This is a genomic window from Alcanivorax sp. 1008, assembly GCF_020667895.1.
GTDB lineage: Bacteria > Pseudomonadota > Gammaproteobacteria > Pseudomonadales > Alcanivoracaceae > PGZG01.
The window spans coordinates 109,149-123,981 of sequence record NZ_JAFMPS010000004.1; the positions used below are offsets into that span (position 1 = coordinate 109,149).

17 protein-coding genes are annotated in these 14,833 nt (G+C 56.5%); 8 read left to right on the plus strand and 9 right to left on the minus strand.

Going from position 1 to position 14,833, the window contains the following annotated elements:
* Window positions 1-44 precede the first annotated feature (44 nt).
* Window positions 45-1,058, minus strand: coding sequence for an AraC family transcriptional regulator (locus J1C54_RS07090; RefSeq protein WP_229146087.1), 1,014 nt, complete (start codon window positions 1,056-1,058; stop codon window positions 45-47).
* 128 nt (window positions 1,059-1,186) lie between these two features.
* Between J1C54_RS07090 and J1C54_RS07095 the strand changes: the two genes are divergently transcribed.
* The 3 genes from J1C54_RS07095 (at window position 1,187) to J1C54_RS07105 (ending at window position 3,302) form a co-directional block, all read left to right on the plus strand.
* Window positions 1,187-2,026, plus strand: coding sequence for a metal-dependent hydrolase (locus J1C54_RS07095; RefSeq protein ID WP_229146088.1), 840 nt, complete (start codon window positions 1,187-1,189; stop codon window positions 2,024-2,026).
* 91 nt (window positions 2,027-2,117) lie between these two features.
* Window positions 2,118-2,945, plus strand: coding sequence for an NAD(P)-dependent oxidoreductase (locus J1C54_RS07100; protein ID WP_229146089.1), 828 nt, complete (start codon window positions 2,118-2,120; stop codon window positions 2,943-2,945).
* Between the two features lie 168 nt (window positions 2,946-3,113).
* Entirely contained in the window at window positions 3,114-3,302 is a 189-nt protein-coding gene (locus tag J1C54_RS07105) for a hypothetical protein (RefSeq protein WP_229146090.1), read from the plus strand.
* Between the two features lies 1 nt (window position 3,303).
* On the opposite strand, the gene J1C54_RS07110 is transcribed toward J1C54_RS07105, so the two are convergent.
* The gene (locus J1C54_RS07110) at window positions 3,304-3,684 is read right to left on the minus strand and encodes a hypothetical protein (RefSeq protein ID WP_229146091.1); all 381 of its coding nucleotides are present in this window, start codon (window positions 3,682-3,684) and stop codon (window positions 3,304-3,306) included.
* Between the two features lie 233 nt (window positions 3,685-3,917).
* Here J1C54_RS07110 and J1C54_RS07115 point away from each other — a divergent pair, with 233 nt between their 5' ends.
* The gene (locus J1C54_RS07115; protein ID WP_229146092.1) at window positions 3,918-4,346 is read left to right on the plus strand and encodes a hypothetical protein; all 429 of its coding nucleotides are present in this window, start codon (window positions 3,918-3,920) and stop codon (window positions 4,344-4,346) included.
* Between the two features lie 116 nt (window positions 4,347-4,462).
* Window positions 4,463-5,791, plus strand: coding sequence for an AarF/ABC1/UbiB kinase family protein (locus tag J1C54_RS07120; RefSeq protein WP_229146093.1), 1,329 nt, complete (start codon window positions 4,463-4,465; stop codon window positions 5,789-5,791).
* A 33-nt stretch (window positions 5,792-5,824) separates the two neighbouring features.
* Here J1C54_RS07120 and J1C54_RS07125 read toward each other — a convergent pair whose 3' ends face one another.
* From J1C54_RS07125 to J1C54_RS07155, 7 genes are read right to left on the minus strand one after another with little or no spacing between them, the layout of a single operon-like run.
* On the minus strand, window positions 5,825-6,793 hold the full coding sequence (locus tag J1C54_RS07125) for a DUF2333 family protein (RefSeq protein ID WP_229146094.1): 969 nt from the start codon (window positions 6,791-6,793) through the stop codon (window positions 5,825-5,827).
* 30 nt (window positions 6,794-6,823) lie between these two features.
* The gene (locus tag J1C54_RS07130; RefSeq protein ID WP_229146095.1) at window positions 6,824-8,179 is read right to left on the minus strand and encodes an ATP-binding protein; all 1,356 of its coding nucleotides are present in this window, start codon (window positions 8,177-8,179) and stop codon (window positions 6,824-6,826) included.
* Window positions 8,179-8,838 (minus strand): response regulator, encoded by a 660-nt coding sequence (locus tag J1C54_RS07135; RefSeq protein WP_229146096.1) that lies wholly within the window; start codon window positions 8,836-8,838, stop codon window positions 8,179-8,181. The genes J1C54_RS07130 and J1C54_RS07135 overlap by 1 nt, the downstream gene beginning before the upstream one ends.
* 22 nt (window positions 8,839-8,860) lie before the next feature.
* Entirely contained in the window at window positions 8,861-9,739 is an 879-nt protein-coding gene (locus J1C54_RS07140; protein ID WP_229146097.1) for an FAD:protein FMN transferase, read from the minus strand.
* Between the two features lie 14 nt (window positions 9,740-9,753).
* Window positions 9,754-11,052 carry a DUF3570 domain-containing protein gene (locus J1C54_RS07145; RefSeq protein ID WP_229146098.1) on the minus strand — a complete coding sequence of 433 codons (1,299 nt, stop codon included), beginning with the start codon at window positions 11,050-11,052 and terminating at the stop codon, window positions 9,754-9,756.
* Entirely contained in the window at window positions 11,043-11,264 is a 222-nt protein-coding gene (locus J1C54_RS07150; RefSeq protein WP_370635619.1) for a DUF4266 domain-containing protein, read from the minus strand. Before J1C54_RS07150 ends, J1C54_RS07145 begins: the two co-directional genes overlap by 10 nt.
* Window positions 11,261-11,749 carry a TlpA disulfide reductase family protein gene (locus J1C54_RS07155; protein ID WP_229146099.1) on the minus strand — a complete coding sequence of 163 codons (489 nt, stop codon included), beginning with the start codon at window positions 11,747-11,749 and terminating at the stop codon, window positions 11,261-11,263. Before J1C54_RS07155 ends, J1C54_RS07150 begins: the two co-directional genes overlap by 4 nt.
* A 150-nt stretch (window positions 11,750-11,899) precedes the next feature.
* Here J1C54_RS07155 and dsbD point away from each other — a divergent pair, with 150 nt between their 5' ends.
* The 3 genes from dsbD to accB all read left to right on the plus strand — a co-directional run bounded on the left by dsbD (window position 11,900) and on the right by accB (window position 14,827).
* Entirely contained in the window at window positions 11,900-13,747 is a 1,848-nt protein-coding gene (gene dsbD / locus J1C54_RS07160; protein WP_229146100.1) for a protein-disulfide reductase DsbD, read from the plus strand.
* 142 nt (window positions 13,748-13,889) lie between these two features.
* The gene (gene aroQ, locus J1C54_RS07165; protein ID WP_229146101.1) at window positions 13,890-14,333 is read left to right on the plus strand and encodes a type II 3-dehydroquinate dehydratase; all 444 of its coding nucleotides are present in this window, start codon (window positions 13,890-13,892) and stop codon (window positions 14,331-14,333) included.
* A gap of 35 nt (window positions 14,334-14,368) precedes the next feature.
* Complete coding sequence (accB, locus tag J1C54_RS07170) at window positions 14,369-14,827, plus strand: acetyl-CoA carboxylase biotin carboxyl carrier protein (protein ID WP_229146102.1); 459 nt, start codon at window positions 14,369-14,371, stop codon at window positions 14,825-14,827.
* Window positions 14,828-14,833: the final 6 nt, after the last annotated feature.

Genomic DNA, 14,833 nt, shown 5'->3' on the forward strand with positions numbered 1-14,833 from the left:
CCTTGCCAGCACCCTGGTGGCACTGTCCGTTCAGTGATGCCAATTCAACGGCGATAGTCGGAAGGACTACGACCGGTCCAGCGGCGAAACGCACGGGCAAAATTGGATGCATCGGAATAACCCAGCTGTACTGCAATATCGTCGACGGTGATTTCCGTCTGCGTCAGGTATTCAACGGCCAGCCCCTTGCGCAGGTCGTCGAGAATTTTCTGATAGCTGGTACCCAACTGCTGCAGCTTGCGCTTCAAGGTCCGCGATGACATGTGCAGGTCGGAAGCGGCCTCATCCACGGAAGGAAAGCGACCTGACTGCGCCAGAATTATCCGTCGCACCTGGTTGAGCAGCTTTGGTGGCGACTTGATATTCGCCATCTCTTGTTCGCACTGAGCCTCCGCCATTCTTGCCAGACGAGGGTCGGCGAAACGTAGCCTCTGCTCCAACCGCGATGCGGGAAAACGCATTTGGTTATATGCACAGTCAAATAGCACTGGCACCGGGATCAGCGGCTTCATGCGCGCATAATAATCCGGCTCAGGAAAAGCAAAACGTAGCTCGCCGTCCATGGGCACTTCACCCAGTAGCTTCAGCCCCATAAAGTGAAAACTACTGAACAGGCTCTCCACCACAAATGGCTGCAGGTCATTCAGTGCCACCAGCTCATCCAGCTCCAGTATCGCCGTATCCCCCTCCACCTTAAGCTGCAGGTCAACGATAGTGGTACGAGTGCGGAAAAACTTTACTGCCAGCTCCACCGCATCACGCAGTGTTTCACTACTCATTGCGGCGTAGCCAAGAAAGCCATGGGATGACAGCGTCAGAGTGGCGCCAAAATCCCAACCAAGCCAGGGCGCTCCGGTCAGCTTCATGGCGCGCCTTATTACATCAACAAAATCCTGTAATGGAAGTCGTGCAGACGGATCACGAAAATCCGACTCGCTGGCATCATCGGGCAACAGGTCCGCCGCCTTCACCCCGTAACGCTCAACCGTGGCTAACAATAACGGCGCGTACTCAGTGGAGACGGAGTACTCGTCCGGATTCATTTTCAGAATGGTCATGCGATGAACTCTCTAAGTCGGCGCCAACACATGGCGCAAAATGACCGGCTAATGACACAAGATAACCTCGGCCCATTGCCTCCTGCAAGGCAAACTGGCCCTAATGTCACATATCAGGGAGATTTCTTATGACCGCTCATGCTGCAGTGCTTTCCCGGCCGGCCATACAGGTGCGTCGACTTGGCCTGAAAATCAGCGCCAGCGTGCCAAAGCATTTTTTTGCGGACGACCCCTTTCTAAGTGCCTTCTACGCGGCCATGTCCACCGTATTTCCAGATGGCGAGCGCTTTTTCATTGACTCGGTGCGGCACTACCAGAAAGAGCTCTCCGACCCTAACCTGATCAGCGAGGTGCGTAAGTTTATCGGTCAGGAGGCCCATCACGGTCAGGAACACGAAGCTTTCAATGAATGGTTAGAGGAAAAGGGTTACCCCATCGCCCCGGTGCTAAAGCGCGTTCAGGAAGGCCTTAACATGGCCCGCCAGCGCCTCGGGCCGCGTCAGCAGCTGGCAATGACGCTGGCTTTGGAGCACTTCACTGCAATCATGGCCAATCAGTTCCTTACCCGGCCAGAAATCTCTGAAGCTTTGCACCCGGAGATCCGCGCCCTGTTCAGCTGGCATGCGGTGGAGGAAACCGAGCACAAGGCGGTGGCCTATGATGTCTATCAGGCCACCGGCGGTGGCTACTGGAACCGGGTATTGATGATGGTTCAGATCACCATGCTGTTCTGGATGCGTATCACCGCAATCACCCATGCCTACCTGAAAAGCGAAGGCAATGGCGGCCTGATGCGCATGCTGCGCGGTGGCTGGTGGTTGGTCGGCAACCCGGGGCCGCTGCGCCGACTGATCCCTGAGTATCTGGACTATTTCCGCCCTGGCTTCCACCCCTGGCAGCACGACAACCGGGCATTGATCGCGCCATTTCAAGATGAACTGCAGGATCGAGTTATCGCTCGTAACTGACATCCGTGAACGGCACTGATCTTTTTCGTCAGTGCCGTTCGCCAATCACCTTGATAGCGTTGCCTCTCCCGCCCCGAGAGAGGACTTCCCAATGACTAATCTGTCCGGCAAAACACTGTTTATCACCGGCGCCAGTCGCGGCATTGGCAAGGCCATCGGTGAACGCGCCGCCCGCGACGGCGCCAACATCGTGCTGTTTGCGAAAACCACCGAACCACACCCTAAGCTGCCCGGCACTCTGTACAGCGCCGCTGAGGATATTGAGAAGGCAGGTGGCAAGGCATTGGTGTGCGTCGGCGACGTGCGCGAAGAGAGCCAGGTGGCTGCGGCAGTGGAGAGCGCCGTGGCAACCTTCGGCGGCATCGATATTCTGATCAACAATGCCAGCGCCATTTCCCTGACAGGCACCGAAAGCACGGACATGAAAAAATACGATCTGATGCACCAGATCAATACCCGCGGCACCTTCATGACCAGCCGGCTATGCCTGCCACATCTGAAAAAAGCAGCTAATCCCCATGTACTGAATCTGGCACCGCCTCTGAATATGAGCCCGATGTGGTTCGGCCGCCATGTGGCCTACACCATGGCCAAGTACGGCATGAGCCTGTGTGTGCTGGGCATGGCGGAAGAGTTCAAAGGCAAAGTAGCCTTCAATGCCCTGTGGCCGAAAACCGTAATCAATACTGCAGCGGTGAAGAACCAGCTTGGTGGCATCGCAGAAGTCACCCATGCCCGCCAGCCGACCATCATGGCGGATGCTGCCCATGCCATCCTGTGCCGGGACGCCCGCAGTTGCTCGGGCAACTTTTTTATTGATGAGGACCTGCTACGCAGTGAAGGGGTAACGGATTTCCGCGCCTATCAGGTCGATTCCAGTCTACGGGAAGACCAGCTGATGCCAGACTTCTTCCTGTAATTCGCCTGACAAAAAATGTCAGGCTGCGCCCCACACCGCCAGCCGAATTGCTCAGGGTAGCACAATGGCCTGCCAACCAATTGTTTTAAAACAATAATTTACCAGGCAGGCTTTGGCACGGATCTCGCTTCACTTGTTCAGACAAACGAATCTGAGCAGGTGAAGCGCATGAGCAATGTTATCAAGCTAGGCAGCAAGTCACCGCAGCGCGCCGTAGAAGCACTAAATCGTATGACCGGGTTGGTGTTCGATCACTGGCCTGAGTCGCTAATCGGTCTGACCCCTCAGGATGAGCCTGAGCGCCAGCACGATAAAGGCACGGTGTTGAAGCTGGCCCGACGTAGCGCCAGCGTTTGATTCAGTAGTTGGAAATCAGCTTATCCTCACGTCGCAGGGCATTGCCCCGACGCTGCACAAACAGCTCATCGACCTGAAAACGCATGGACGGGTCTGACAGGCGTACCAACACCTGAACCCTGCCTACTTTGCCGGTAAAGCGCATCCGCACAAGTCCAGACATAAGGTTGCTGGACTCGCCTGTGACCGAAGATCGATCGATCAGGCAATCATGCTCACCGGACTCGTCGTCATAACGCATCAGCAGGCTCACCTCGCCTGTGGCGCCCATCACCTTGATCCAGCTGGCCACATTGAACTCCGCCTCCCAAATCCGCAGCTTTGGTGGACGCCCCTCTTCCCAGATTCGCGCGGGCACATCAGAAATATGTTTATCAATCATCGCAGCACCACCTTAGGCCAAGCTTGGGGTAAGCATAAATCATTAGCCAACCCCCATACCGTGCACTAGCCGACCTGGTAAAGTTGACCCGCTTCACACTAGTGAGCCCTTTAACATTTTTTCTGGCGTGCCCAATTGTCTGACAGGCAAAGCCGGCCCACGCCGCTATCGCCCCTATTCTGCCTGCACTGCAACCGCAGCCAATTTTTTCAACCGTTTACGAGGGAGCCATCATGGGCGAACTGAAAGATATCCGCGCACAGCAGGAAAACCTGGTCAACCGAGCCCGCGAACTGGGCAACAAGCTTTACCTGGCCGGTCTGGGCGCAGTGACCAAGGCCGAAGCCACCTCGAACGAGCTTCTTGAAGAATATGTTGCCCGTGGCACCGCTGAGTTCGGCGAAGCTGCAGACAGCAAGCCCAAGGCCGTGCTGGCTAGCCGTGGCGCTCTGGCTGCCGCTCGCGAGCTGCTCGAAGCTGCTCCTGAGAAGCGCAAGGCTCTGTATGAGCGCTTTGTTGACGCCGGCCGTGGCCAGCGTGGCGAGAAAGCCGCTGAAACCAATGAGTTCGTGTTGGCAGGTCTGGGCGCAGTACAAACCGCCCGCGAAGAGAGCGAAAAGCTGTTCAATGAGCTGGTCGCTACCGGCGAGCAACGCGCCTGATTCTTACCTGACTGAATATCTCCGTTTTTGAGGGGCCTCTGGCCCCTCTTTTTTTTGCCCATGGAGCGGCGCTAGCGGCTAAGATGGATCATTCGCCAGGGCCACAGGATCAGATCATGGCAAAAGAAAAAAAACCCTTCGGCGCCACCACCCATGCTGGCCGACTGTTAAAGCTGACCGGCATGACCACCTCCATTGCCTCACGGGTGGCAGGCCATCAGGTCAAAAAGCTGTTTCAGGATGAAGCAGCACAGCAGCGCGACAGAGAAAAGCTGATGCGTGATGTGGGTCGTCAGGTGGCGGAAACACTGGGCCAGATGAAGGGCGCAGTAATGAAGGTCGGGCAGATCGCCTCACAGATGCAGGATCTGCTTCCTGCAGAAATCGCCGAAGCCCTGACTGTGCTGCAAAAAGCCTCTGCACCGATGCCTTTTTCCATTATTAAACGTCAGCTGAAAAAAGAACTTGGCGACGACCCGGCCAACCTGTTTGCCACCTTTGAAGAAAAGCCTTTCGCCGCCGCCTCAATTGGTCAGGTGCACCGAGCCACCTTGCAAGATGGCAGCGCAGTAGTAGTCAAAGTTCAGTATCCCGCGGTCAAGTCATCCATCGATTCAGATATGCGACAACTGCGCCGCATCCTCCGACTTGGCGCCCTGTTCAAGGTTAACGAAGCGACTCTGGATGCCATCTTCAGCGAGATTCGTGAGCAGCTCGAGGAAGAGCTGGACTACGTTCAGGAAGCTGCCAACCTGACAAAGTTTCGCGAGTTCCATCGCCCTGAGCCGTGGATCATTATTCCCGAGGTGGTCGATGAACTAAGCTCAGAGCAGGTTCTCACCTTGCGCTATGAGCCAGGCGACGACCTGGATACCGTGGAGCATAGCGATGCCTACGATCAGGCCCTGCGCAATCAACTTGGCTCGCGGCTATTTGATGCCATGGGCCGGGAAATGTTTCTGCTCAGAGAAGTGCACTGTGACCCTCATCCGGGCAACTTTGCCTTCAGGCCGGATGGCAGCGTAGTGATGTACGATTTCGGCGCCGTGAAACGCATTCCTGAAGAAGATATCAAAGCGCTCAAGGATCTCACTCTTGCTGCTTACCAGGGCGACTACGAAGCGCTGGATAAACTGCTAGTGGATCTGGATGTACGCAAGGGTGATGGCCCCCGGGTGGGTGGTGACTTTTACCGCCCATGGGTGGAAATGCTATTACCCGCTTTTGGCAACGAACCGTTCGACTTTGCCAACTCACGACTGCATATTGAGCTGGTCAAGCACACTCGCGCCGTGCCCTGGAAGTATCTGGAGTCGTTCCAGCCATCGCCACGTACTCTGTTAATTAACCGGGTACTGGGCGGCCATTACTGGACCTTAAAGCGGCTGGGTGTGAACTATGCGTTCCGCGAGAATGTGGAAAAAACACTCGCTGAAGTGAACTGATATGGCGGGCCACTGAAACGGCCCGCCGATGCATCAGCCCTGAGACAGCAGCTGGCGCAAATCAAGCAACGCCGCATTGGCCCGGGAAATATAGTTAGCCATCACCAGAGAGTGGTTAGCCAACACGCCGAAGCCCGAGCCATTCAGAATAATCGGGCTCCAGATGGTTTCCTGAGTGCCCTCCAGTTCGCGAATAACCTGCTGGTAGCTAACCATCGCGTTCTTCTTGGCCAGCACATCAGCAAAATCATGCTCTGCTGCCCTGAGAAAATGGATCAACGCCCAGCAACCACCTCGGGCCTCGTAGAAAACATCATCAATATCCATCCACGGAGTTTTTTCACGCTTGCTATCAACCTGCCCCTCAATGGCCTCCTGGCCAACACTCTGGCTGAGCTGCTGGGACATGGCACCGAGCCGATTCTGAACATCTCCCAGCCAATAGGACAGATTATCCGCCCGGGCATAGAAGCGTGACTCATTTTCACCCAGCCGGGACCGATAACGTTTCAGCGCATCGATACCGCGTCGGTACTCCCGCTCGGTGGCAGGGATGGCCCAGCTGGCGTTATCAAAGTTGAACTGTGGCTCGGCCCTCATCAGGTCGGCGTCGTCTTCGCTCTGTGATTGAGAGCGGCTCATATCACGGCGCATCACCCGGGTCATGTCACGGATTTGCACCACCACACCAAACTCCCAGCTAGGCATATTATCCAGCCATAACCGGTGCGGCAGCATGTCGTTGCTAAGATAGCCACCCGGCTTATCTAGCAGGGTTTCAGCAACCATGATCAGAGCCGACGTGGTGGCATCGCCAGTCACAGCATCCGGCACCACCTCCACCACTACCAGATCCGGCTCCTGGCTCCAGTACCATCCCAGCCCGGCATCCACCAGCAACAACAGGACTATCAACGCCACCGCTGCCCGCCAGACGCGGTTATTACCCGGGTCCAGCAATCTATCGCCCACCGTCTCGGTCATATTGTCTGGAAGTTTCATGTTACTCCTGCTGATTATCCCGAATAGTGCCTAGACTACCCCAGAGGCCTCAACGACAACAGGCAAACGAATCACCACCGCCGCCGGCTGCCCATCCTGACGGGGCTGAAAACTGATTTCGCCGCCACAGCACTCAACGATTCTGCGCACTATAGATAGCCCCAGTCCGGTACCTGACACGCCATGGTCACCACGCAAAAAACGCTCTCCCTCACGACCTGCCATTTGCGCAGGCATGCCCGGGCCTCCGTCCTCAACGCGCAGATCTAACATCCCTCGGTCTACCGTTGCCTTAACCACAATCAGGCTGCCAGATGGCGAATAGCGAATGGCATTATCAACCAGGTTACGCAACAGCGTGGCAAGCAGCTCCGAATCCAGCCGAACCTCTACCTGCTCAACACCCTCAGGCTCCAGAGCTAACTCCTGTTCGGCAGAATCGGCGTGGGGGAGCATGTCTGCCAGCACTTGACGCAGTACCGGCATCACAGCAACAGGGCGACTTTCAACCGCTATATCTGCATCCAAACGGGCGAGAAACAGCAGCTGCTTGACCGTACGAGCTGCCCGATCGATTCCTGCCTGCAACTGATCGAGGGCATGGCCCCGCTCCGCCGTTGACTCAGCCCTCTTCGCATTTTCTGCGTGCAGCCGCAGAATGCTGAGCAACGTGCGTAGCTCATGGGCGGAGTCATCAGTGAAGCGCTTCTCCCTTGCCAGCACTTCATCAATACGCGCCAACAGTCGATTGAGCTCCCTGACAAACAAATGCAGTTCGGCCACGTCACTACCGTACTCAAGGGCTTTCAGGTGGCGCTCGTCACGCTCACGGAGAGCCCGCTCCAGCTCCGCCAATGGGCGCAAGCCACGGCGCAAAGCCCAAAGCAGGGCGAGAATCAGAAAAGGCCAAACCAGCAGGAATGGGGTTACGATTGCGAGCATTGCCTCATTAGACAACTCATCACGCACATGTTGCTCTTCGGCCACCATAAGCCATTTGCCATCGCTCAACGGCTGGGAAAATACATGCCAATGGCGCTGTCCCACGGTCTGCACGGAAACGCCAGGCACCAGGGGGCCCAGCACTTCATCCAGCGCCACTGATGTGCTGAACAATAGCTCACCCTGGGCAGAAACATGCTGCACTGCCACGTAGCGCTCATAGCTATGCCCGGGCGCGGGCAAGACACGCACCGTCAGCGCTGCTTCAGCATCACTTTGCTCCAGCCAGCTGGCCAACAGTCGACCACGCTGAACCAACTGGCCATCAAACAGCTCCTCTACCTGGTGTCCGGCAATCCAGTAAACCAGTGAGGTCACAAGAATTCCTGCAGCAAACAGAACCGCCGTCAGGGAAAAAATAAGAAAGCGTCGAATAGAGAACATCAGCGTGTCACCAATTGATAACCGACTCCGCGCACGGTGCGAATCAGATCGGTGCCGAGTTTCTTACGCAGGTGATGGATATGCACTTCCAGAGCGTTACTCTCCACGTCCTCTGACCAGCCATACAACTCTTGCTCCAGGCGATCCCGGGTCAGCACTCGCCCGGCATCACGTGCCAGCGCCATCAGCAGCACAGTTTCACGACGCGACAGGGCCACCGGCTCACCATTCAAGACCACCTCAAGAGTGTCGCTATTGATCGCCAGCGTCCCCACCACAATCTGCTGCACGGGCTGGTCCGCAAGACGTCGCATGCGCGCGCGAATACGGGCGCGCAGTTCATCCATCTCGAAGGGCTTCACCAGATAGTCGTCGGCCCCTGCATCCAAACCTGCCACACGGTCCGGCAACTGATCGCGGGCAGAAAGAATAAGCACGGGAACCGGGTTATCGCCGGCCCGCAAGCGACGCAGTGCCTGCATGCCATCCATTCCCGGCAATCCAAGATCTAGCAGCACCAGGTCAAAGTGGCCATTCTTCAGGGCGCCCTCCACCTCACTACCAGAGGTAATCCAGTCAACGGTGAAATGATCCGCCCGCAAAGCACACTGCAAACCATCACCAAGCAGTTGATCATCTTCGACCAGCAGAATCCGCATTACCTGTTCCTCTTGATACTGACTAGTCCCAAAGACCCCAATAGCGCACATTCTGGGCCTGCAAAAAGGCCTCGGCATCTTTTCCACGCAGCAACGCCAGAGTGGCCAACATCCCGGCCTCGGTACAACGGGCAGCGACCACAGTAATGGAATGTGGTCCGCCCTCCACCGGCCAACCACTGAGCGGATCAAGAATATGACTATAGCGTTTGCCGGCGCGCAGCAGAAAACGGCGGGTATCGCCGCTGGTGGCGACGGCGCCCTGGCTCAGGGATATCTGCCCGGCCACGCCGTCATTACGAAGATTTTCAATGCCAACCTGCCATGGCTTTTGTGCGCAAGCGACCAAGTCGCCGCCAAAATTGATAAGCAGGTCAACGGAGGTGTGCTGACGGGCAAGCAACAGCGCCCGATCAACCGCATACTCTTTACCGATGCCACCCAGATCGACCTCCATGCCGGCGGGCATACGCAAACGGCCTTGCTCTCTCTCAACCTTATCCCAGCCGATCAGCGGTAATAGCTGCGCCACTTCCTCAGCGGAAGGAATTCTGTCGGAGCCGTCAAAGCGCCAAACCCGGCGCAACACTCCGGAGGTGATATCGAAGCGGCCGTCACTGAGTTGCCAGCAGCTATGGGCGTAATCCAGCAAGCGTTCCAGCTCGTCGTCCAGCTCCACCCACTCGCCATTGGCGTCACGGATCCGGGCAATGATGTTGTCATCCCGATAACGGGAAAAGCGCTGCTCGACTCGCCAGGCTTCCGCCGCCACCAGATCGGTTACATGCTGGGCAAGCACCCTGCTGACATCACGCAACTGCACCTCGCAAGGGCTGGCCATGGCTTCAAATCGGCCAATCCAGCCCTCGCGGGTGCGACTCAGTCGGGTTTCTCCGGCCATCGCCCCATCTCTGCTTACCAGTAGAAGCGATAGCCTACCTGACCAATCACGGCACTGACATCCGCAGCATCGGTGTCACCGGATTGTTGCATGAACTCAAGTCGTGTATCCCACCTGCGTCCATTAGCCAGCTCGCGACCAAACTTCACCCCTACGGTGGTATCGGTCAGCTTGCCAAGGCGGTAATCACCACTGGCGTAATCGTTACTGGCCACAATCGCGTTATAGTCGACCTCGGTGAGGGACTCATACCAGAAGTCCGCCTCGGTCTGGGTGTAGTAGCGCACGTGTGGCTGAACGAACCAGCCGTTCTCCAGCTGCCAGCGATACTTCAAGTCGAGGGTATGAGAGCTGATGCCCCAGTCATCGGTCATAAACCGATAACCGACAGCAATCACATCATCGTTCTCTCTGGAATAGCGGTTCTCCCAGTAAAGTGCATGCTTGGTGCGCGAATCTGGACGCAGCTCATAAACCTGACCATCGCCAGGGCCAATGTTCGCGCCGCCGAGATCTTCCGCCTCCAGAGGCAGCCCGGTCAATTCGTCAATCAGTGTCACCACCTTGTAGGGGTCTGTCATATAACCGCTAGCCGCTGACACATTGTAGTTCAGCTGCATGATCCAGCGACGGTTCATGACCTGTGTCCAGCCCAGCAATGCATCAGTTACTGTGCGAGACTCACTGCTGTCCAGACGCAAACCGTCGCTCTGCAGGGTCAACGGGTCAGGCACACCTCCAACCGGCTCGATGGTGTCGCTTTCCAGGCCAAGCAGGAATGAAAGTGTGGTGTTTTTCTGATTCAGATCCAGGCTCAGACCCGCATTGGCACCGACCGAGAAGAAGTCATATTCATTGGAAAAATTCAGCCCGCTGGTAGCCCGCAGGTTGCGATTAAGCAGCCAGCTGTACTGGGCGCTCACCGCCACACGGGTGTCCTTGAATGAGTCATCCAGAGGCACATCACCGGCATTAACCTGATAGACGTCTTTACCCGACGGACTGGTAAAGGTTTGTGGCGCCCCCAACACTGCGGCACCGTTATGTGAATTGCCAGTCAGGGAGTCCACCGTCAACTTCAGATCCAGTTTACTTTCGTTCTCGAAAGTACGGCTGGCTTTAATGACAGGCTCAATCGCAGAAACACGATCGGTTTCCGAGTAGAGCAACATAGTGCCGTCTACTTTCCACTGATCCGTTGGCGCATCCGCTGCCAGTGCAGGCACGCCCAGCAAAGCGCAGCTGGCCAGCGCCAGAGTCTTGGCCACAGAGCCGGCACAAGCCATTGATTGATTTTGCTTTTTCAGTTGCATCCGCAGCCACCTCCACCAAATCCACGACCACCACTGGAGCCTTCCTTGGAGAAGTAGATATGGTCATCAAAGGCATCATCGAGACCGTCCGCTTCACCGGGAATCATCGCTTCACGAGCCAGCACATCACGCTCCCAGGGATTTACCCCAAGATTCTGACAACCGGCCAGTACCAGCAGACAACTTGCTGCCACAATTAAACGCATCATCATTTCTGCTCCTCCAGCAGCCGGCGCAGCCCGGCTTCATATTCATCAGTACGATCAGCACGGAAGCCAATATGGCGGGCCAACTCCTTACCATCCGGGCCAATCATCACGGCGGAGGGCATACCTTGTAGCTGATACTGCTCTGCTAATCCGCCGGCAGGGTCCATCACTAAAGTAAAGTGGGCTGCATGGTCGGCCAGAAAACGTTCTGCATCTGCGTGACGACGATCAACATTAATTCCGACAATTTTCAGTCCCTGTGCGGCATACTTCGCCTGCATCTCATTCAACCAGGGGAAGGACTGTCGGCAGGGCACGCACCAGCTGGCCCAGAAATCCAGATAGATAACCTTTGCCTCCGGATACAGTGCCGGGGAAAATTGTTCCGCCGACAGTTCCTGCTCAGCCGACAATGCGGGCAGCGCAGCACCCGCCACAATAAGGGCGATAAAGACATTCAAGGTTCTTATAAAACGTAGTCGACGCATGATGGGCTCCAATTCAGACAGCCCCAGTTTCAGCCGGCTGCCTTAACGCAATCTTAAGGACCTGTCCGCCACTGTTAAGATAGCGTTAAGCGAAGTTACGGAAACTTGTCCACTACCGGGATGTCCACCGGGTCGACAACGGAGACACTGATGTACAGATTTTTACTCGCCATCGCCGCCAGCATGCTTCTGCTTATGGGGCAGGTTCACGGCAGCCCCTTTACAGGCACTCAAGACGATATCCCGCTGGCCAGCGATGCCATGCAGGTAAGTGCCTTTGCGGAGCCTGAGCAGCAGCAGATCCGTGTAGTAGTAGACCTTTACCCGGGCGTTTACCTTTATCAGCACAGCCTGGGCCTGCGCCTGCTGGATGAAAACGGCAACCTTCTGAGTGACTTTGCTGACTTTCAGCCCCCCGCCGGCAAAGCCAAGGTCGATGAGATATTTGGCAACGTAGAGGTCTATTACGACCAACTGGAATTCACTGTTTCCCTGGATAGCGTGCCCCTGGTGGCCACAGTGCTGGAGCTGGACCACCAAGGTTGCCTGGAGAATGTGCTGTGCTACACCCCGCAAACTGCTCGCATTCCGCTGGTATTCGTTGCCAAGCCAGAGCCGGTGGCAGTTACCGCCAGCAGCGCTCAGGTCAGCTTTATGGATACACTCACTTCAGACAGTGCCGGCGCGTTCAGTGACTGGATGGGCAGCCACGGCCTCGGCATGGTGCTACTACTGTTTTTTGCCGGCGGCCTGCTGCTCGCTTTCACCCCCTGTGTTTTCCCCATGATTCCAATTCTATCCGGAATTATCGCCGGCGCTGATAATCCTGGAGCAGGTCGCGGCTTCATGCTTAGCAGTGCCTATGTGCTCGGCGTGGCCGTTCCCTATACCATCGCCGGCCTGCTGGTCGCCATGTTTGGTGCCGGCATGAACCTGCAGTACATACTCCAGCAACCGGCTGCCATTATTGTTTCGACCATCATCTTTGTGGTGCTGGCGCTGGCCATGTTCGGCCTTTACGAGCTGCAACTGCCAGCCGCGCTGCGCAACCGACTTAACTCCATGGGCGAAGGTCGCAACGGCGGATCGCTTTGGGGCGCCGGACTGATTGGCGCAATTTCCGCATTGGTGGTATCCCCTTGTGTGACCCCGATTCTGGCCGGTGCACTGGTCTACGTTGCTGCCAGCGGCGATGCACTTACCGGCGCACTTAGCCTGTTTGCGCTATCCATGGGCATGGGTTTTCCGCTGATTATGTTCGGTACCGGAGGCGGACATTTGCTGCCTAAAGCCGGCGCCTGGATGGAAGATATCAAACGCTTTTTCGGCGTGCTGATGCTCGGCGTGGCCGTCTGGCTGCTTGGCCGGGTGATACCAGCCAGCCTGACCCTGGCACTGTACGGCCTGTTGCTGACCAGCTACGGAGTCTGGCTTGGCGCACTGGAACCGGTTCAGGCCGGACAGTCACGGCTTAAGAAAACTCTGGCTCTGGTGATGGCACTATACGGCGCAATCATGCTGGTGGGGGCCGCTGGTGGTGGCACTGACCCGCTACAACCGCTTGATCGACCGGCCGCTGTTGCAGAGGTCGGTACGGCCGCTACTGCAGCGCACGGGGCATGGCTGAAGGTTAAGGGTTCAGATGCATTACAGCAGCAGCTGGATCAGGCCCGGCGCGACGGCCAGCCGGTGCTGGTGGACTTTTATGCCGACTGGTGCGCGGCCTGCAAGGTTCTGGAGGAGAAGACCCTTAACCAGAGCGATGTGCTTGCAGCTCTGGCAACCCGGAACTACCGCCTGATCAAGGCCGATATTACCGAAGTCAACCGTGACAACCAGGGGATCATGCAGCGATTTGGCATTATCGGCCTGCCTTGCCTGATTTTCTTTGATAGTGATGGCAATGAGGTCGCTGGTAGCCGCATATTAGGTGAAATGGGACCAGAGTCCTTCGTTTTACACCTGAAAACGAAGGTATCTGCAGCGAACACGCAGTGATTTGTAACTAGCCTTGTAAAGCCCTTCCACCTTTGGGCGTTTCCCCCTAGACTTCCCGGTCATATGGAAAAAGGTGCCGATTCGGCACCTTTTTCCTCCAAGTTCAGCACAATTAACGAACTTTTGCCCGGGAGCAGCCACTTTGGCGACGATTCTGGTACTTCATGGCCCCAATTTGAACCTGCTCGGCAGCCGCGAGCCGGACACTTATGGCCACCTCACTCTGGCACACATCAATCAGTCTCTGGTTGATCAGGCCAAGGCTCGCGGGCATCACCTGCTAAGCCTGCAGAGCAACGCCGAATACGAGCTGGTCGACCGGATTCAGGCCGCCCGTAGCGAGGGTGTAGATTTCATCCTCATCAATCCGGCGGCGTTTACTCATACCAGCGTGGCGTTACGCGATGCCCTGCTCGCTGTGGCCATCCCGTTTATCGAAGTGCACCTGTCCAACGTGCATCGCCGCGAAGCATTTCGGCACCACTCCTATTTTTCCGATATTGCTGAGGGCGTCATCGTCGGGCTGGGCGCAGACGGTTACCGCCTGGCCCTGGATGCCGCACTCTCCAGGCTCGAAAAACCCTGAACTGAATAAACCGAACTGAATAACAGGAACTGGACATGGATATTCGTAAAGTCAAAAAACTCATTGAACTGCTGGAAGAATCAGGCATCGATGAACTGGAAATCCGCGAAGGCGAAGAGTCCGTTCGCATCAGCCGTAACAATCGCAGTGCAGCAGCTATGCCCATGCAGCAAGCCTATTACTCGCCTGCTCCCGCAGCGGCACCAGCGGCTGCACCTGCGGCCACCCCGGCTGCAGCAGAGGTTGCCAGCCAACCAGCTGGCCACAAGGTTCGCTCCCCCATGGTTGGTACCTTCTACCGCTCCCCTTCTCCAGAGGCACCATCCTTCGTGGAAGTGGGGAAAACTGTCAAAGCAGGCGATGTGCTGTGCATCATCGAAGCGATGAAAATGATGAACCAGATCGAAGCGGACAAGTCCGGCACCATAGAGGCCATTTTGGTAGAAAACGGTGAGCCGGTGGAGTTTGACCAGCCCCTGTTCAGCATCGTCTGACGGGGA